General features: G+C 59.9%; 19 protein-coding genes and 1 pseudogene. 5 read left to right on the forward strand and 15 right to left on the reverse strand.

The features are described from left to right. The first annotated feature begins 9 nt into the window (after positions 1–9). From ACZYSM_RS06995 to ACZYSM_RS07005, 3 genes are all read left to right on the forward strand, one after another. A complete protein-coding gene (locus ACZYSM_RS06995) occupies positions 10–1,266 on the forward strand; it encodes an OprD family porin (protein ID WP_489070173.1) in 1,257 nt (418 codons plus the stop codon). A gap of 326 nt (positions 1,267–1,592) precedes the next feature. Further along, complete coding sequence (locus ACZYSM_RS07000) at positions 1,593–2,606, forward strand: AraC family transcriptional regulator (protein ID WP_489070175.1); 1,014 nt, start codon at positions 1,593–1,595, stop codon at positions 2,604–2,606. 3 nt (positions 2,607–2,609) lie between these two features. Continuing rightward, entirely contained in the window at positions 2,610–3,629 is a 1,020-nt protein-coding gene (locus tag ACZYSM_RS07005; protein ID WP_489070177.1) for an AraC family transcriptional regulator, read from the forward strand. A gap of 136 nt (positions 3,630–3,765) precedes the next feature. Here the strand turns inward: ACZYSM_RS07005 and ACZYSM_RS07010 are convergent, their stop codons facing one another. The 11 genes from ACZYSM_RS07010 to ACZYSM_RS07060 all read right to left on the reverse strand — a co-directional run bounded on the left by ACZYSM_RS07010 (position 3,766) and on the right by ACZYSM_RS07060 (position 14,159). Next, positions 3,766–4,998 carry a dienelactone hydrolase family protein gene (locus ACZYSM_RS07010; protein WP_489070179.1) on the reverse strand — a complete coding sequence of 411 codons (1,233 nt, stop codon included), beginning with the start codon at positions 4,996–4,998 and terminating at the stop codon, positions 3,766–3,768. A gap of 81 nt (positions 4,999–5,079) precedes the next feature. Then, positions 5,080–5,892: an SDR family oxidoreductase gene (locus ACZYSM_RS07015; protein ID WP_489070181.1), complete on the reverse strand. Its 813-nt coding sequence runs from the start codon at positions 5,890–5,892 to the stop codon at positions 5,080–5,082. Next, the gene (locus ACZYSM_RS07020) at positions 5,889–6,482 is read right to left on the reverse strand and encodes a cysteine hydrolase family protein (RefSeq protein ID WP_489070183.1); all 594 of its coding nucleotides are present in this window, start codon (positions 6,480–6,482) and stop codon (positions 5,889–5,891) included. Before ACZYSM_RS07020 ends, ACZYSM_RS07015 begins: the two co-directional genes overlap by 4 nt. Beyond that, positions 6,482–7,015, reverse strand: coding sequence for an aromatic-ring-hydroxylating dioxygenase subunit beta (locus ACZYSM_RS07025; protein WP_489070185.1), 534 nt, complete (start codon positions 7,013–7,015; stop codon positions 6,482–6,484). The genes ACZYSM_RS07020 and ACZYSM_RS07025 overlap by 1 nt, the downstream gene beginning before the upstream one ends. After that, positions 7,005–8,336, reverse strand: a complete 1,332-nt coding sequence (locus tag ACZYSM_RS07030; protein ID WP_489070187.1) for an aromatic ring-hydroxylating dioxygenase subunit alpha — start codon at positions 8,334–8,336, stop codon at positions 7,005–7,007. The genes ACZYSM_RS07025 and ACZYSM_RS07030 overlap by 11 nt, the downstream gene beginning before the upstream one ends. A 50-nt stretch (positions 8,337–8,386) precedes the next feature. After that, positions 8,387–9,331: a PDR/VanB family oxidoreductase gene (locus ACZYSM_RS07035; protein ID WP_489070189.1), complete on the reverse strand. Its 945-nt coding sequence runs from the start codon at positions 9,329–9,331 to the stop codon at positions 8,387–8,389. 343 nt (positions 9,332–9,674) lie between these two features. Continuing rightward, on the reverse strand, positions 9,675–10,334 hold the full coding sequence (locus ACZYSM_RS07040) for an MliC family protein (RefSeq protein WP_489070191.1): 660 nt from the start codon (positions 10,332–10,334) through the stop codon (positions 9,675–9,677). Between the two features lie 96 nt (positions 10,335–10,430). Continuing rightward, the gene (gene ahr, locus ACZYSM_RS07045) at positions 10,431–11,462 is read right to left on the reverse strand and encodes an NADPH-dependent aldehyde reductase Ahr (protein ID WP_489070193.1); all 1,032 of its coding nucleotides are present in this window, start codon (positions 11,460–11,462) and stop codon (positions 10,431–10,433) included. A 154-nt stretch (positions 11,463–11,616) separates the two neighbouring features. Then, the gene (locus ACZYSM_RS07050; protein WP_489070195.1) at positions 11,617–13,083 is read right to left on the reverse strand and encodes a heavy metal sensor histidine kinase; all 1,467 of its coding nucleotides are present in this window, start codon (positions 13,081–13,083) and stop codon (positions 11,617–11,619) included. Further along, positions 13,080–13,751, reverse strand: a complete 672-nt coding sequence (locus ACZYSM_RS07055; protein ID WP_489070196.1) for a heavy metal response regulator transcription factor — start codon at positions 13,749–13,751, stop codon at positions 13,080–13,082. Before ACZYSM_RS07055 ends, ACZYSM_RS07050 begins: the two co-directional genes overlap by 4 nt. A 144-nt stretch (positions 13,752–13,895) precedes the next feature. Further along, entirely contained in the window at positions 13,896–14,159 is a 264-nt protein-coding gene (locus ACZYSM_RS07060; RefSeq protein WP_489070198.1) for a DUF2790 domain-containing protein, read from the reverse strand. A 687-nt stretch (positions 14,160–14,846) separates the two neighbouring features. Between ACZYSM_RS07060 and ACZYSM_RS07065 the strand changes: the two are divergent. Next, positions 14,847–14,897, forward strand: a pseudogene (locus ACZYSM_RS07065) (hypothetical protein); the annotation flags it as partial. Positions 14,898–14,910: 13 nt separating this feature from the next. After that, positions 14,911–15,210 carry a hypothetical protein gene (locus ACZYSM_RS07070; protein ID WP_489070459.1) on the forward strand — a complete coding sequence of 100 codons (300 nt, stop codon included), beginning with the start codon at positions 14,911–14,913 and terminating at the stop codon, positions 15,208–15,210. A 3-nt stretch (positions 15,211–15,213) separates the two neighbouring features. Here ACZYSM_RS07070 and ACZYSM_RS07075 read toward each other — a convergent pair whose 3' ends face one another. From ACZYSM_RS07075 to aroE, 4 genes are all read right to left on the reverse strand, one after another. Continuing rightward, positions 15,214–15,654: a hypothetical protein gene (locus ACZYSM_RS07075; protein ID WP_489070199.1), complete on the reverse strand. Its 441-nt coding sequence runs from the start codon at positions 15,652–15,654 to the stop codon at positions 15,214–15,216. Positions 15,655–15,781: 127 nt separating this feature from the next. Next, positions 15,782–16,030: a hypothetical protein gene (locus ACZYSM_RS07080; RefSeq protein ID WP_489070200.1), complete on the reverse strand. Its 249-nt coding sequence runs from the start codon at positions 16,028–16,030 to the stop codon at positions 15,782–15,784. Positions 16,031–16,223: 193 nt separating this feature from the next. Beyond that, a complete protein-coding gene (locus ACZYSM_RS07085; protein ID WP_489070201.1) occupies positions 16,224–17,672 on the reverse strand; it encodes an MFS transporter in 1,449 nt (482 codons plus the stop codon). 56 nt (positions 17,673–17,728) lie between these two features. Then, positions 17,729–18,544 carry a shikimate dehydrogenase gene (gene aroE / locus ACZYSM_RS07090; protein ID WP_489070202.1) on the reverse strand — a complete coding sequence of 272 codons (816 nt, stop codon included), beginning with the start codon at positions 18,542–18,544 and terminating at the stop codon, positions 17,729–17,731. Between the last annotated feature and the right edge of the window lie 3 nt (positions 18,545–18,547).

Below are 18,547 nucleotides of genomic sequence, written 5' to 3' on the forward strand. Positions count from 1 at the left end.
GGATAAGTTATGTTTCAAGCGAGTTGGTTAACCCGTTGCGTGCAGGCGGCCAGCCTGGCCGGAATGTTCACCCCGCTGATGGCCCAGGCGGACTTTATCGAAGACAGTCACCTGGGCCTGGGCTTGCGTAACTTCTATATCGATCGCGACTTCAGGGGCGAGAATCCGAAGAACTCTCGCGTCGGCAGTTGGACCCAGGGCTTCGATCTGCGCTTCATCTCGGGTTACACCGAGGGCCCGGTGCAGTTTGGCCTCGATGCTTCGGCACAGTACGCCTACCGACTCGACGGCGGTGGCGGCAGGGGCCCTGACAGCATCATTCCTTACAGCGTCAGCAAGCAAGAGCAGGCGACCGACTACGGTCGCGGTGGCTATACGGCGAAAGTACGTTACTCCAAGACCGAGCTGAAATACGGCGAGCATCGACCTACGCTGCCGGTGGCCTACACCGACGACTCGCGGCAGTTGGTCACCACTTACCACGGCACGCTGGTGGAGTCCAAAGAGGTCGATAAACTGACGCTCACTGGCGGGCGATTCACCGAAATCAGCGGCCGGGAATCGTCCAATAGCGAAAAGATGTACCTGTTCAACGGGCCGGACATACAGCGTCGTAGCGACGGCCTGAACTTCGGTGGGGCGAGCTACGCGTTTACCCCGGCGCTGACCGGCACTTACTTCTACGGGCAACTCGAAGACATCTACCGCCAGCATTACCTGGGCGCCACTTACCTTTCCGACCTGGGTGCCGGTTACGGCCTGAAAACCGACTTTCGCTACTTCAACAACAAGCAGGATGGCGACGCTCTTTACGGCCGCATCGACAACCGTTCCTACGGCGCTATGATGACCTTGCGCAAAGGCGCCCACTCCTTTGGCCTGGGTTATCAGCGGATGCTCGGCGACAGCGTATTCCCAACGCTCAACGGTTACGCGCCGCAGCCCTATCTGGTGAACTGGTCCGCCATTGCCTTCATCAAGCCCAACGAGAAATCCTGGCAAGCGCGCTATGACTACGACTTCGCTGGCCTCGGATTACCCGGTTTGAAACTGATGACGCGCTACATGCGCGGCACCGGAATCGATCGCGGTGCGCTGAGCGACAACAGCGAATCGGAGCGCAATATTTACCTGTCCTACGTGATCCAGGACGGGCCGTTGAAGAACCTCGGCGTAGAACTGCGCAACATCAACGTCAAGTTTCACCAGGGCAACAACTTCGATGAAAACCGCCTGATCACGACCTACACCTGGAAGTTCTGGTAGGTCGACAAAGTCCCGCATGGGTAACACCTGCCTGTGCATCTGGGCAGGTAATACCCAATCAAGCTTGCCTGGCGGTGCATGACTTTTTTGCTGACCGAATCGCGAGTGCCCTTTTTTGCAGCGTCCCCCCGTGTTTACGGCGCGAGAAGGTGGAATGTGCACTCGGGCGTTTCTCGAGTAGGAGCGTTCCTGTCCGTTTATTCGGTGGATGTTATCCGCATATTTCGGCAACCTGCTGAAGTGCGGTTAGCGGCATGAAGCTTGCTCTCTCCAGTTAAAGGCGTGCCGTTAGAGCGCGTCCATAAAATAGCCGTGGGTGCCCCGTGATGAGTACAACTCCAGATGTACATGTTCGAGACATTCGTATCGAACGTTATGACCTCAATGGCGCGCGCCAATGGATGACTGGTATTTGCGGGCCACACCTGCTGAAGACCAGTACCCCCAACCGAATTCAGTTCCATCACAGCGGCAATGTGCTCAAGTCGATGTCCACCACCCTGGGGATCATCGAGTACGGCACTGACGTCACGGTGGGCATCGAAGACGCCGAACACCTGAGCAGTTACAGCCTCAGCCTGCCTCTCACAGGCGAGCAGCATTTGAGCAAGAACGGCTGCCAGGTCACCTCGGATCCCGATCACGGGATCATCGTGTCTCCCCACGAAAACCAGGAGCTGTCGATTACCGGCGATTGCCGCAAGACCCAGGTGGTCATCACCCGAGCGGCCATGCGCAAATCCCTTGAGGACATGCTGCAACGGACCCTGGAAACCCCTCTGCGCTTCGAACCGGTGATGGACGCTATCAACGGTTCGTCAGCATCGTGGTGGCGGATGGCGCGCTACTTTATCGGCGAGCTGGAGCGTAGTCGCGAGCTGTATGACCAGACTTTTTTTACCCGGGATATCGAGAGCTCGCTGATCAAGGGCCTGATCCTTGCCCAGCCGAACAACTACTCCGATGAGTTGCGCGATGTGCTCGGCGTGAAGCTGCCGCATTACCTGATCCGGGCCAAGCAATACATCCACGAAAACGCCCGGGAGGTGTTGCACCTGGAAGATATCGAGGCGGTGTCGGGGGTGTCGCGCTTCAAGCTGTTCGAGGGCTTCAAGAAGTACTTCGGCGTGTCGCCCATGGCTTATCTGAAGAAGTACCGCCTGGGGGCGGTTCGCCAGGAAATTCTCGAGGACAATTCGGCGCGCAATATCTCCGTGATTGCCATGGGCTGGGGCTTTATCCACCTGGGGCGTTTTTCCAGCGAGTACCGCAAGCTGTTCAATGAAACACCGAGCATGACCTTGCAGCGCAACGAAGCTCGCCGTAACCGGTTGTTTTGAACCATGGCTTCGCTATTCGCCAACCCGGCTTCTGGCGCTGGGGCCGGGCTCGATCTGTCGCGGCTGTGCCAGACCCCCGTATTCACCAGCCGGTCGCGGCAAGAGAGCCACCGGCTGCTCGCTCGTGAGCTCGTCGAGCATGACCTGAGCTGGCGCGGCGGCAGTGTCGATACCGCATTCTTTCGAGCCGAAGTGGGGCGCTGCCAATTGTTCGTGTTGCGCTATGGCGCGGAGGTCGAGGTGCGGCCACGACCCTTTACCGATTTCGTGCTGATGCAGATGCCCTTGCGCGGCCGGGCGAGCATTGAATGCGATGGCCTTTCGCTGGAGCTGGAAGCGGGCCAGGTGGCGGTCCTCTCACCCAACTGCCAAGCCCGCCTGGTCTGGCACAGCGGCTGCGAACAATTGCTGCTAAAGGTACCGCGCAGCCTGTTGAGGGTGATGCAAGAACGGCTGGTGGATGAAGGGGGGCTGGCACCGGGTTTCAGTTTGCCTGCGGCCTATCGCCTCGACACCGGCCAGGCCCGTGGCTGGCTGCGGTTGGTGGACGACTTGCTCGAACAACTGGGTGCCAGCGCGGGCGAGCCGGTGCACGGGCATTGGCTGCGGCACCTGGAAGAGAGTCTGCCGCTGTTCCTGCTGACCCATCCACCCAAAGTCGACACGCCCCCGGCGGCGCTGGTCGAGTCCCCGGCACAGCGTCAGGCCTTGCGTCAGTTGAACAAGATCGAAGGCTTGATGCGCAGTCGCCTGGGTGAAGCGCTGACTCTGGGCGAACTGGCAGCGGCGGGGGGGATGAGCGTGCGCAGCCTCAACACCTTGTGCCAGCGCTGTTACGGGCAAACGCCCATGGAGCGCTTGCGCAATTTACGGCTGGAAGCGGTGCGTGAACGCTTGCTCGGTCGTCGCGACCTGAGCATCACCGAAGTGGCCCTGGAGCATGGTTTCGCCCATCTGGGCCGCTTTGCCAATTACTACCGCGAGCGTTTCGGCGAATTGCCGCACCAGACCGCCCGGGTGTAACCAGGCCATACCTCTAAACCCATTAACCCGTCATCGCAGCCTGGCGGCAGCGCCTACAGGAACGAGGTCAATCCTTTGATCCGTAGGAGCTGCCGCAGGCTGCGAATAGCGGTTTCGCAGTCTGCGGGGGGAAAGGTTACGGCGCGCTGCTGGGCCATTTGCCCATGAGGGTGTTGGACGGCCGTTGTTCGTCGAGCAGTTTTTTTGCGGTTTCGATGCCTGCCACCGGCAGACCGGTGGGGTCGAGCAGGCCGATCTGCACCAGGACGCTGGCCTGATCCCAATAAATGTGCTCATGGCAGAGCTTGTCGCCACGGAACTTGATCACGCCCAGCATCGGGATTTCGACGTACTTCCCGGTCGGCGCGACATTGGGCAGCATCCAGTCGATTTCACTGGTGTGGGTGAAGCACATCACGAACTCATCAACGATCTGCGAGGCGCCGACGGTACGCGAGATCGGCACCAGTTTCATGTCCGGCGGGTTGGCGTGGACGAAGTGGTTCTGGTAGAAGCGGCTCAGCTCGCGGTAACCCACGCCGCCGGTCATGGTCGGGATGTGGTTGACGTAGGGTTCAGCCACCATGGTCGCCATGGTTGCCGGTACATCACGCAGGCCAAACTCATACTCGATGTGCTTTTCCCACAGTCCGGACAGATTGTAGTGCGGGCCGATTTCCTGCTTGAGGGCGGCGATGCTGCGTTGATGCGCCATCAGCGCGGCGGGTTTGTTGTAGTGCATGCCGCCGTTGCGGGCGAAGGCGTGGTCCACCTCGGGGTAGGTGTAGATCTCGACGTTGCTGCGCCCGGCCAGGCGCCGGCTGATTTGGCTGCGAGCATCGGCGTCGCAGTAGCCGTCCTGTTCGGCGAAGTGCAGCACCAGACGGCCCTTGATGTTGTTGGCTTCTTCAAGCAGTTGCTCGATGCCCATGCCGTAGTAACCCACGGAGCAGGCGACATCGGTGCGGGTCGCGGTCAGGTAGGCGAGCTTGCCGCCCATGCAGAATCCGACATAGCCCAGGCCGGCGTCTTCGACTTCGGGCAGGCTGCGCAGGGCCTTGAAGCTGGCGTCGATATCGTCGACGGCCTTGTTGATATCCATGCGCTGAAACAGATCGATGGCACGGGCGAAGTCGGCCTCGGTGTAGCCCAGCACCACGCCCGGCTCCAGACGCCAGAACAGGTCCGGCACCAGGGCGACGTAACCTTCCTCGGCATAGAAGTCGGCCACTTCGCGCATGTTGGCGTTGACCCCGAAAATCTCCTGGCCGATTACCACGCCAGGGCCCTTGCCGCTGGCGGGAAGTGCCAGGTAGCCGGCGAAGCTGCCGCTGCCGTCGCTGGCTTTTACATCGATCATCTTGCCCATGTCATTTCCTCGTTATCGACTTATCAGTAGGTCGTATTTTTTGTGTTCAAGGCGGCTAACCGCTGGACCTTATCGGTCTGCTCAGACCTGGTCACGCAATCGCTCGAACCAGACCCGCGGCGAGAGTCCCTGATCGGGACCCAGGATCGAGAAACCGCCGTCCACCGGGATATCTACGCCGGTGATCCAGGACGCACCCTGGCTGCAGAGGAAGGCGACCACCTGGCCGACTTCCGCGCCGCGACCGACACGCCCCAGCGGGTGGAAGACGGCACCGACACGGTCGGCCACGGCGAGGTCGCCTCCGCTCAGGTTCTCCACCGAGGGCGACCAGGTCCAGGCCGGCGAGACGCTGATCACCCGGATCGCAGCGGGCGCCAGGGTCACGGCGAGGTTGCGGGTCAGTTGCAGCATCCCGGCCTTGGACGCCGGGTACAGCGCGCGTCCGGCCGCGCCGAATTTGCCGCCGGTGCTGCCGATGTTGATCACGGTGCCGCCGTCGTTCATCCAGGGCGTGGCTTTCTGCACGAAAATCGCCGCCGAGATCAGGTTGACGTTGAGGGTGTGCAGCCATTGCGCCCGGTCCGACAACAGCCCCTGGTCGTCGTAGACACAGGCGTTGTTAACCAGGATGTCGAGGCGGCCAAAGGCGGCGAGGGTCGCTTCGATGCAGTCGTCGATGTCCTCGTCCAGTTCGACATTGCAGGCGCTGAAGCGGCAGTGCTCGCCCAGCTCGGCGGCGAGTGCCGCACCGGCTTCCCGGTTGCGGCCTACCAGCATGACGCGGGCGCCGGCCTGCAACAGTTGGCGGGCAATGTCGGTGCCCAGGCCTTGGGTGCTACCGGTGACGATTGCCACCTGGCCTTGCAGGTTGGCGGTGGGGATCGGTTTCATTGTGTTTGCTCCAGGGCGCTCTCGACGTCACTGACGGTGGCGATCAAGCGCATGCTTTCCAGGGCCGCCAGGTGGGTGGCCGGTTGGGCGGCGGCGCAGGCATCAGCCAGCACCGTGACCTCGAAACCGCAATCGACGGCATGACGCACCGTGCTTTCCACCACCGAGTGGGTGGCGACCCCGGCGATCAGCAACTGTCGCGCGTTGAGCTGGCGCAGCAGGGTGTCCAGCGGGGTGCCATAGAACGCGTTGATGCGGGTGTGGGTGACAACGAATTCGTCAGGGCTGTCCAGTGGCCGCAGGGACTCGTGGAACTCCGCCCCCCAGGTGCCATCCTGCACTGCGCCGCTGGCCGCCACGGCCCGCAGGATCGGTGCGTTCTGTACCAGATCGGCGTAGTCCGGACGATAAGCCACGCGCACATGAATCATCGGCCAACCCCGGGCGCGGGCGCCCTGCTGGAGCCTGACAGCGGCGTCCATCAGGGCTGTGCGCGCCGAGTCATCGGCCTTGAGCCCGACCCGGATGCGCCCGTCGGGGTGCAGCACGTCGTTCTGGTAGTGCAGGACGAGTACGGTCGGACGCCCCATCAGACAAATACCTCAAGGTTGGCGAACACGTCGTTGCAGTTGATCAGGTCGACCCGCTTGAGCTGGATCTTCCACTCGCCGCTGTCCATGCTGGCCAGCTTGTAGGTGTAGCGGCCTGCCAGTTGGCGTTGCTCCAGGCGCCATTCGCTGACCTGGAAGGTCGCGCTGACCACCAGCAAACCCAGGCTGTCGAGGCCTTCGATCATCACGTTGCCCACCAGGTGGGCGGTCTGGGTCGGCGGCTGCTGGGACCAGTTGCGCACGTTCTCTACCCGGCGGATGCGCACTTCGCGCAGCATGCGGTTTTCCCAGAACAGCGAGATATGGTCGAACGGGTTGTCCTGGCCGTGTTTTTGCGGCGCCCAGTACATGCCGGTGTCGGTGAACAGTTGGTCCCATTCCCAGAAACGGCGCTCGTCCAGCAGGCGCGCTTCGCGATAGAGAAACTGCTCGATCTGGCGCAAGGTTTCGGTGGGGACCTGAGCCGGGGTCAGGTCCCGGGTCGAGACGTCGAAGGTGCGATCAAGCAGCATGGGTACTCTCCTTGGCGATCAGGGTGGCGGTCATGTAGTGCTTCCAGGCGGCGAACTGATTGCGCATCGGCAGCTCGCTCGTGCCATTGGTCGAGACCGCGCCGTCGGGTAGTAACTGATCGGTGCCGACATAGCGGTGCATGCTGATCCACTCGCCGCCGCGGGTCATGTTGCCCTCCTGACAGCGGGCATAGACTTCGACGTCATCGGGCATGACGTTGGAGGAGGGGGAGTTGATGACATTGGCGTAGGTCAGCGCCCGGTCGAACACCGCATCCGGTGCGCCCTTGCAGCGGAAGGTCTGGATTTCCACCAGGGTGCGGTCGACCGCCATCGGCCGGATCACCCGGAATTGCATGAATACGGTGTGCGGCGAGCCGCTGCCATAGATCACCGTGTTGTGTCGGTTCATTCCCAGGATGCTTCGGGCGCGGTCTTCGCCATAGGCGTCGCTCAGGCACTCGAAGTGGGCCTTGGACACCTCGTCGCGCTCGGCCGCCGTTGGGTCGAAGATCGCCTCCATGTAACCGTGGCCATTGTTATAGGCCCGCAGTTCAAGTTTTTCCCAGAACTCGTAAGGCTCGCCGTTGCCGTCCATGATCAGCAGTTCGAAAGGCATTTCGCCCAGTACTTCGGCTTCGCTGCGGGCCGCGTCCACTGACGATTCGTGGGTGACGCGGGCGTGCATGGTGTCATGGAGGTTTTCGTAGAAGACCTTCCAGTTGGAGCGCTGCATGACCCGAAAAATACCGCCAGCGACTTCGACTTCGCCCAGCGGCGAGCGGTCGCACAGGTTGTCGATGGAGGTGATGACGCCGCCCAGAAAGGTTTTCAGGTCCGGACCGTGATCGGCCTGGCTGGCGAACACAAAGCCCCGATAGCTGTCGACCCGAGCCAGCCCGACCATGGAGAAATCCGGGTGCTGAGGGTTGAAGCAGGTGCCTTCGAAGGCGTTCTTCAGGGGCGCCGACAGGTGCTGACCGTCGAGCTTGAAGGTCCAGGCGTGGTAGGGGCAGCGGAAGAATTTTCCGACGTTACCGTCACCTTCGGCCACCAGCTTGGCGCCTTTGTGCGGGCAGCGGTTGTAGAGTACGTTGACGCGCTTGTCGGCGCCGCGAACCAGAATCACGTCCTGATCGCCGATCCGGGTGGTGTGGTAATCGCCGACGTTCTTGACCTGACTTTCATGGCCGACGTAGATCCACGCCTGACCATAGATGCGCTGCATTTCCAGGTCGAACAATTGCGGGTCGGTGTAGACGCTCTTGTGGACGCTGTCATCGCGTATCAGGTCAGCGATCTGTTCATTCGAGGGAATCATGGTGTCTCCTTTTAAACAGCTATCAATGAGCGCGTTTTGCAGCGGCGCACTTACAAATCGAGTACCAGTCGCGCGCCGTTGGCGCGGGACACGCAGGTGCAGAAACTGCCGCTGGCCCGCTCGCGTTCCGAGAGGCAGATGTCGCGATGTTCTGCGTCGCCTTCGAGCACCTGGGCCACGCACACGCCGCAGTCACCACGGCGGCAATCGAACATCGGGTCCAGATCAGCTTCGATCATTGCTTCCAGCACGCTCTTGCCCGCGGGTACCTGGAGCGTTACGCCGCTGGTGCGCAGCTCCACTTCAAAACCGGCTTCGGTCTCGGTGTCGAGGGTGCCGACGAACAATTCGCTGTGCAGTTGGCTGTCGTCCCAGCCCAGGTCGCGAGCGGTTTGCAGCACGTTGGCGATCAGCGGCTTGGGGCCGCAGACGTAGAGCTGGCGCCCCACCCTGTGCGAGTCCAGTAGCGTGGCCAGCGGCAGGCGCCGAGCCGGGTCGCCGCCGCTGATCCAGCATTGGGCCGTGCCCAACGCCTGGACTTCTTCCAGGTAAGCCATGCGGGACGCGTCGCGACCGGCGTAGTGAAGGGTGAAGTGCCGTTGATGAGCGGCGAGCGAACGGGCCATGCCGAGCATGGGGGTGATGCCGATCCCCCCGGCGATCAGCAGGTAGTCGCTGGCTTCGTCCACCAATGGGAAGTGGTTCTTCGGGCCCCGCACTGCCAGCTGCTGACCGACCTGCACTCCATGCATCCAGCGAGAACCGCCGTGGCTCTGGTCTTCCAGCTGCACGGCGATCTCGTAGTAATTGTTGTCGGGCAGGCTGACCAGCGAGTAAGCGCGCCACATGGGTTTGCTGCCCGGGATCTGTACTTCGATATGAGCGCCAGGGGTGAAGCTGAGCAGGGGCTGATCGGCTTCAGCGACCAGAATCAGGCGGCGGATATGGGGCGTGAGCGGGTCGATCCGTTCGATACGCAAAGACAGGCTGGGCATACACGATTCCTGAACGGGGCGAGCGCTGCTCGCCGTTGAAGTCGTACTCAGTGTAGGGAAGGGAGGGAGGGGCGAAAAAGCCGGTATCGGCACGTCGATATCCGCATTTTGCATAAATGCGTGGCGCTGATTATCAGGAAGTGAACGAGTGGCGCGAGGGCATCACGGAGGGGGCTGCTTTGTAGCGACTCTCCGTCCTGGAGGCGTGCGTGGAATGTTTCGGCTTTGTCAGCACCCCTGCCGCAAGAGTGTCAGATACTGCTCTTGCGCTACCTCCTGGACGACGAACGATAGACTCAACTCGGTTTGGTGGTCAGCGCCAGCAAGACGTTCTGATTGCCAGTCAGCCGACCGGCTCGGCCGTACAACTCATTTCCCCTGAGCCTGGCTTCTGGAAAAGGACCACGTTGCCGTTTTGCCAGAAGCTGTAGTTCCCCTGGTAATCCTTGCCAGTGTATTGGGTTCCCGAATCACTCTGCACCTGGCTCAGGGTGATCGAGGTGTTCGCCCATTTCAGGTACACGACACCAGGCTGCGTGGTAAAAAAGGTGGCAGCAATCAGCACGCTAAACCCTGTACAACGAAAAGCCAGGGGGCCGTCGGTGAGTCTGCTCGGATCCTTGGTTCTCACAATTGCCGAGCCTTGGCGTAGCTGGTGCGCGCGTTCGGCATAACTTCGGATCGTGCACGCCTTGGGCACAGGCTCGGAGGCACACTGATTGCGGGCTTCGATCCAGAACTGCTGGTCGATCATGACTTTGTCTGGAGGCGGTACTGAATGTTCATCCGTGAGCGCCAGGCGATAAAGACGCGTCAGTTCGATATCCATCTGCGCCAGTTGCGGATCACGACAGATAAGCTTTTCGACGGATGCCCTTGCCTTGGCGCAGTCGAAGCTGGTCTTGAAGATTCGTGAAGGGGACGCAGCATTCGCACAGGTGCTCGTCGCCGCGCACACGCTGGCAGCGAGCAGACAGGTGAAAAGGGCCGTGACCGTTTTCATGTTGGCTTCACCCAGATCATTACGTGATACCCGGATTGCCGTGGGATCTATCGATCCGTTGAACAGTCTTTCGTGTCCGCCAGGTGCAAGCGTCTGTCATTTGCTGGCGTCCAGCACGACGCGGTAACGCGCCTTGCCGCTGCGTAGGTGATCGATGGCTTCGTTGACCCGGCTCATGGGAAAGTGCTCGACCTGCGGCAGAATCTGATGACGAGCGCAGAATTCCAGCATGGTCGCCGTGGTACTGGGCGAACCCACCGGCGAGGCAGACAAGCTCTTTTGTTGGGGAAGCAGGTCGAACACGTGCACTGGAATAGCGCCAGGGACGAGGCCAACAAAGTGCAGGCGGCCCTTGCCGCGCAGCGTTCCGAGCATGGCCGGCCAGTCTAGGTCAGCGTTGGCTGTGACCAGGAGGAAATCCAGGGTGCCGGCAATGGATTTCAGCGCGTTACTGTCGGTAGAGGCGACTACGTTGTGTGCGCCCAGGCGTCTGGCTTCGTCCTGCTTGCTCAACGACGAGGTAAAGGCCGTGACTTCGCAACCCCAAGCGTTGAGGAAGCGTAGTGCCAGATGACCGAGGCCTCCGATGCCCACCACACCGACCCGGTCAGTGGGTTTGACGTCGAATTCCACAAGTGAGTTGAACACCGTCGAGCCGGCGCAGAACAGGGGGCCGGCCTTGGCCGGGTCGAGTCCGTCCGGTATCGCAAGAGCCCAGGCCCAGTGCGAACGCAGACGGTCGGCGAAGCCCCCGTTGCTACCGATGATGGTGGGTTGGGCTGTGCCGCATAAGTGATGGGAGCCTCCAATACACGAGGAGCAATGCATGCAACTGCCCTTGTACCAACCAATGCCCACTCGTTGTCCCACTTCGAGACCGCGTACCTGCGCGCCCACTCGCACGATACTGCCGACCACCTCGTGGCCGGGGATAAAGGGGTAGTGGCTAATGCCCCATTCGTTATCGATCAGCGACTGGTCGGAGTGACAGACGCCGCAATACTCCACGGCGACTTCCACCTCCTCGTCCCCCAATGGACCGGGATCGTAGCTATAGCGCTCCAGTGGAGCGCCGGCCGCAGTTGCGGCCCAGCCGGTGAAGGAAGTGAGTTGGGTGCTATCGCTCATTGGATACCTCCAGATCAGGAGACAGGGTTTTGGCACCTCAGGTGCCGCGGCGGAGCCAAGGAAGTGTAGCGTATCGAGCGCCAATGTCGGCCTCGTCAAAGCGCTCGGTGGGAGATGGGACTCCACGGAGCGTGCTGTGGAAGTTCGATGAAGGTCAACCGGGGGACGGGCGCTTCTCGACGATGCTGAGGCGAGGGGCGTCTGGGCCGGTTTGAAAGCCGGCCTGACGCTCTTGCTGGTCCCGCATGGGGAAAAACAGCTCGAAACAGGTCACGCCATTCTCGCTGGTGACGCTGTAGCGGCCACTATGCAGCTGCATGATAGTAGCTACGATCGAAAGCCCCAGGCCATTGGACTGGGCCGAGCGCTCGCGTGATTGATCAACGCGGTAGAAACGCTCAAATAATTTCGGAAGGTGTTCCGCCGGGATGGTTGTTCCGTAGTTGCGCACGCGCAGACTGATGCCACCCTCGGACGGTGTGGCCTGGATCAACAGTTCGGAATGAGGTGCACCATATTTTATCGCATTGGCACACAGGTTAGCCAAGGCGCGGCGTAGCAGCGTTGGCTCAGCCCAAATAACGCCGTCGCCCTCCACGCGGATGGTGATATCGACGTCCGCGGCCAGACCTTCAAAGTAATCGGCTACGCGTTCCAGTTCGTCGGCGGCGCCCAGCTCCTGGCGCTGATCACGAGCGCTACCGGGATCAGTACGAGCGAGGAACAGCATGTTGTCGAGCATGCGTGTCAGGCGTTCGAGTTCTTCGACGTTGGAGGCGAGCAACTGCTGGTAATGTTCCACGCTGCGGTTCTGCTGCATGGCGACCTGGGTTTCACCCAGCAAGTTGTTGATGGGCGTGCGTAGTTCGTGGGCCATGTCAGTCGAGACCTGGCTCAGTTGCGCAAAACCCTTGGCGAGTCGCTCAAGCATGGTGTTGAAAGAGTCGATCATCGGGCGCAACTCCTTCGGGGCGCCTCGGCCGTCCAGTCGCTCTGTCAGATTGCCAATGCCGATACCGTGGGCTTGATGCGCCAGGCGTCTGAGGGGCAACAAACCGCGGTGAACCACTACATATCCAGCCAGCGCCAGGACAATGGCCGCGAGACCGGCGAGGACGTATACGCTGAGACGATAGCTGGCGAGCACTGCGGTTCGTTCGGTCATCAGGCAGCCAATGGTCACTTTCAGCTTGCCCGAGTCGATACTCGCGGAGATAGCCGCAAAGGGGGTACCGTTCACGGCGGGTAGATGCTGTACATCTGTCAGTGCCAGGGAATGGTCCATTGCCACGGGAGTGAGGTCGGGAATATCGATATCTCTGGGATTGACCTGTAGTAAAGGGGCTTCCCCTGAAACGCCAATAGTGAGTACGTACTCGCGATTGCCCAGCATGTTCTGAAACAGCACAGGTTTGGTCCTGATCAGTTCCAGTGTATTGCTGCCATTGAGAAAATTACGCAGCTGATCTACGCGGTAGACCAGGGTGGACTCGTCGCGTTGTATCAGTTCGCGTTCAAGATCGCGGTACAGTGCGACGCCGGTGGTTGCCAGCAGGGCGAAGGCCAGCAAGGCAAACACCATAGCCAGGCGCAGCGTCAGGGAGTAATGGCGACGGCTCATGGTTGCGGATCAAAGCGGTAGCCAATGCCCCGCACACTGTGGATCAGCTTCAGCTGGAAAGGGTCGTCGATTTTCAGGCGCAGGCGTCGCACAGCGACGTCCACCACGTTGGTGTCGCTGTCAAAGTTCATGTCCCAGACCCGGGAGGCGATCAGTGAACGAGACAGCACCTGATCCTGATGCGTGGCGAACAGGTGCAACAATGCAAACTCCTTGTTTGTCAGCGTCACTCGCACGCCGGCGCGGGTGACGCGGCGTTTGACTACATCAATCTGCAGGTCAGCGATCTGCAGTTGCTCTTCTTCCCGGGTCGGACCTCGGCGGGTCAGGGTGCGCAGGCGTGCGACCAGCTCGGCGAAAGAAAAGGGTTTGATCAGGTAGTCGTCGGCCCCCAACTCCAGGCCTTTGATTCGGTCGGCGATGTCATCCCGCGCGGTCAGGAACAGTACTGGCGTGTCGGCTTCCTTGCGCAGGCGGCGCAGCACTTCCCAGCCGTCCATCTTCGGCATCATCACATCCAGCACGATGACGTCGAAAGGCGTTTCCAGGGCCAGGTATAAACCCTCAACGCCATCACGGGCCAAGCTGACGGAGTATCCCTGCTCCTGAAGACCGTTGAGTAAGTAGTTGCCCGCCTTGGGCTCGTCTTCCACTACAAGGATGTTCATGAAAATGACCTTGGTTCGGTTTCGGTATTCGATCCACAAAAAACGGACCTGAAAGCCGCGAGCAGGTAGCGCAAGTGTAGCCCAATCATCAGGTTGTGTTGCGTATCGCCTGCTCGCGGACAGTCATGTGCATAAAGCATCTCATCAGTTTTCGCTCGTGCAACGTCCTTGAACCGGATAGTCCAGCACATGTTCCCGCCCCTGATGGTCCAGGTAATCGAGACGGGCCGGAATGACGCCGCATTGGTCCGAGATGTCAGTCATGGATTTGACTTTCGCAACGTCCAAGTGAACGAAGAAACCGGTCTTGTCGTGGATCACCGCCGAGGTGTCGGTGGTATCGGTGGTATCGGCGAAGGCTGAACCGGTGGCGAGGAGGGTGGCGAACCCGAGTATGAACAGTTTCATGGCAGTATCTCCCTATTTACGGTGGCCTGCCTGTTGTTTGGCAGTGAGTTCACGGTAACAAGGCAACTCAAACAGCTGACGAACAGAACAATTACAAAGTTGTAATGCAATCTTGTCCGAGGCTAAGGCTGATGTGCTCCAGCGGTATGTCGCTGAGGAGATCACGTCTGCTTTGCAGCGCTGGATTAATCAGTACCGGCAGGAGCAAAATGGCGTTACCTCGTCGAGCAACTCGCTGATATAGGCCATGCAAGCGGTTGTCCATGTGCTGCGTTGCTTTGCCTTTAACCGGTGTTTAGCACCGGTAACAAAAGAAAAAGAAAGAGCGCTATCTCAGTTTGCTACAGAGCGCCAAAACATAAGACAAAAGCTGGCATCTACAAAGGAGGCGCTTAAACAAGAGTGTGCCTATTCATCGAGGCTTTTGGAGGGCGAAAAAAGATCAAGCTGCATTTAGCATGAAAATCATATGGACGACTTTCAGCGGATTGCGCAGCAATTCGAACACGAGATAGAACTAGTGGACATCAGCATACTGGCTGAGGCATCGAGCGTCGTATAACGCTTACTTCTACTTATTCATAACCTGAGCTGTTTGCTCCAAAACTCGGCTGCGCCTAGCCGAGCTTCAAGCTTTGCGTAAAAGAACAACAAGAGAGGCGAAAAATGCCTGTGATAACCATCGGTATGGTGGGAATCGGCCAATTTGGCCTTCCTATCGCAACCAACCTGCTTGCGGCCGGGTTTCGCGTTGTCGGTTACCGACGTCGAGATCGTGAAGCCTTCAATGGTTTCCCAACGCAAGGCTTCCTTGTTTCTGGGCGGCGACCCTGACTTGGTGGAGCACTGCAAGCCAGTGCTCGATGCGATCGCCGACATTCAGTTCCACATCGGTGAGTTTGGGTGCGCTGTCGCGATGAAATTGATCGCCAACTATCTGGTGACTATTCATACCTTGGCCGCCGCCGAGGCGTTAAGTTCGATAAGTACATCGATACTTCCTTTGCTCTCCCTGTGTCTTTGGCCGGGGAGAGCGGATTGTCATCGTTGAACGCTAACCACAAGCAACGCTTACTGCCTTCGCGGCGCGTTGGAGTTCCTGTTTAACATCGGCAGGTATCCGCTGTTTCATTAGTCGTTGTTCGAGGAATAGCTGATCGCCTCGAGTGTCAACCTCAGCGTCAATAGCAGCACCCTGCGCCTCTATGGCGGAAGCGTGCGCCTCTATGACAGCATTAACCTCAGTTTCATTAGTAGCGGCGTCGAGAGCATTAATTAGAGCAGCCACTTTGGCCTCCTCATCCTTGTCGTATGCGTCTAAAGACAATCCGGCAGCCAACGCCCGCGCTCGGATTTCCACTCCTTTCAGGGACTGCTGAGCGTCCCTACACAGAGCGTCCCGTTTCTGGTTCTCGACGGCTTCCCAGTGGAATAGTCCATACATCATCGTACCGATAATCGCCACGGTGATACCACCCATCAGGCTCCGCTTCATGGCTGAACCCTTAAGCGTCTGGGGAGTGAGTTTTCGGTGGGCATCGCTTCGACTCTATTTGAGGATATAAAAGCGTAGCACCCGGAATGGATGCCCTGATGCATCGATAAACTCCTGGTGGACGGGGTTAGACCGCCACCGAATATTGGCCCGGTACCCAATGCAGGATATAGGCCAGATTGTGCCAGGGGTGGTGACAGGTACCGGCGCGAGAACAGTTGAGGTCGTGCACAAACGGCAGGTTGCCCTCACTGGCTTTCTGTCCGGCACCGCAGGCGGTACAGCGCAAGTAGATACCCGTCAGCAACCAGTGACGTGAATGTTCCAGCACATATTGATCTAGCGTCGACAACCCCTCGATCAGTTGTTCCGTCATGGCTACGTCCATTTTTTTATGACTCAAAGGTTTCACGTCAAACCACCCGATGGGTCAACGGTAGACCAGCAGCTGCCAAACTGGTAACCGCCAGACGCAAAAAAGCCCACCAGCGTGGGCAGCGCGACGAAGCCTTTTAAGATTACCTTGGCAGGGTCGCGCACCGTTCACGTGTGCGGTAGAGGCTGCGGCGTCACGCTGTGCGTGTGCGTGTGCGTGTACTGGCTCTGGACTGGATAGGCATCGCTGTTTCGGCGTTGGCTATTTCCCAGGCATCACGGGGTTCGTCCAAGTCGCGGTTGAGAGTTTCCGGGGTCTTGAACGTGGTGTACAAGGTGATCAGGGTGAGCAGAGTCAGGTAGCAGGCAATCGGCAGCCAGGCACCGATACCGGCGCTGGTGTCGCCGTCGTGGCTCGCCACGACCAGGGCAATGATGCCGGCACCGATCATCGGCGCAATGCCACCCGCGATCACTGCCGACGCTTCCCGGGCGATCGACACACCCATGTAGCGGTGACGCGAGCCGAACAGTTCAGGCATCAGCGCCGCCTGGGTGCCGAACATGCCCCAGGTACCGATGCCCAGAGCGATGGAGATGGCAAGGATGCTCGCCACCACGTTGCCCAGGCTAAGTACCCACCATACAGGGAAGGCCAGTGCCAGTTGCAGCAGCGCGAAGGCCCGGTAGACCACCACACGACCAAAACGGTCGCTGAGCTTGCCGGCAATCGGCACGGTCATCGCACCGAGGCTGGCCGCGCAGATAAGTGTCAGAACGCCGACCGGCCCTTGCAGACCCACCACGCCAACGATGTAGCTCACAGCCAGGGCCTGATAAATCGACGAACCGCCGTTTTCCCCCAGGCGCAGGCCGATGCCGATCAGCAAGGTGGGCCTGGAGTGTTTCATCGCACTTTTCAGCGGGTTATCGCATACGCGCTTGAGCGCCTTGAGGCGGATGAAGGTCGGCGACTCCTTGAGTGACAGACGCATGTACAGGCCCAGAGCAACGATCACCACGCTGCTGAAGAACGGCACGCGCCACATCCCGCTCTCGATGACGTTGTCATTGCCGCTGACTACCAGAAAATACACCAGCGCCGCGAGGATGGTACCCAACTGGATGCCGAGGAACGGCAGGGCGGCGTAGAAACCGCGCCGGCCCTCGGGAGCGTATTCGGTCATCATCACCGCCGCACCGGCCTGTTCGGCACCTGCGCCCAAGCCCTGGAGCAGACGCAGGATCACCAGCAGTACAGGTGCCAGGTAGCCGACCTGATGAAAGGTTGGCAGGGCACCAATCAGAGTGCTGGAAATGCCCATCAGCAGCACCGTCGACGCCAGCACGACCTTACGCCCGACGCGGTCACCGATCATGCCGAACAGTACGCCGCCCAGTGGCCGTATCGCAAAGCCCAGGAAGTAGGTGCCGAAACTGGCGATCAGGCTCATGGCGCGGGTCTGTTCAGGAAAGAACAGCGGCCCGAAGATCAGCGCCGAGGCCAGGGTGTAAAGAGCAAAGTCGTAGTATTCCAGGGCACTGCCAATGGAGCAGGCCCAGGCTGCACGGTGCAAGTCTTTCTTACGCTCTTGCGCGTCGGGGATCAAGGCGACGTCGGATGGAGAATGATCGTGAGTCATGTTGGTACCTCCAGGTGCCTTTACGGCATCTTGTTATTGACAGGTCGTTGGGTTGCTTACAGTTTCAACCGCCGTATTTCCTGGAGCATGGCCTGCTCCATGATGTCGATGGGCGCATCTTTCCCGGTGTACAACTCGATTTGCCGACAAGCTTGGTGCACCAACATGCGGGTGCCGGCCACGGTGCTGCAACCCAGAGCTTTGGCTTGCAGCAGCAGAGCGGTCTGCACCGGCATGAACGCCACATCCATGACAATCAGGTGGCTGGCCAGGCGGCCGTCCAGCGGGTTGCTGTCCGGCTGCTTGAAGCCCACGGAGGTAGCGTTGATGACAATATCGAAGGTCTTGGCCGTGAACGCCTCGACGCTGCCGCCCCACTGGGCACCCAGATCCTCGGCCAGGGCGGCACCGCGTTCGACACTGCGGTTGAATACCGTGACCTGGGCCGCCGCTTGCAGGCAACCGTAGACCACCCCACGAGCAGCGCCGCCGGCACCGATCACGGCGATACGCTTGTCGCTTAGTTCGGTGACTTCCTGCAGGGCGCGTATCGCGCCCAGGTAGTCGGTGTTATAGCCGGTCAGTACGCCGTCGACGTTGTTGATGGTGTTGACCGCGCCAATCACCCGGGCCGATTCGTCGATCGTATCCAGATGCGGCATCACCGCAGTTTTGTAGGGCATGGAGACATTCATGCCGCGCACGCCCAGAGCGCGAATGGCCGCCACGGCGGCAACCGGATCTTCGACGCCAAAACAGACAAAGGTATAGTCCAGGCCCAGGGCCGCGTACGCAGCGTTGTGGATCTTTGCAGAGAGCGAAAACGGCGAACCCATGATTGAGCCGCAGAGGGTTGGCAGGGATTGAGGCATGTT

The organism is Pseudomonas sp. F220, from assembly GCF_057813935.1.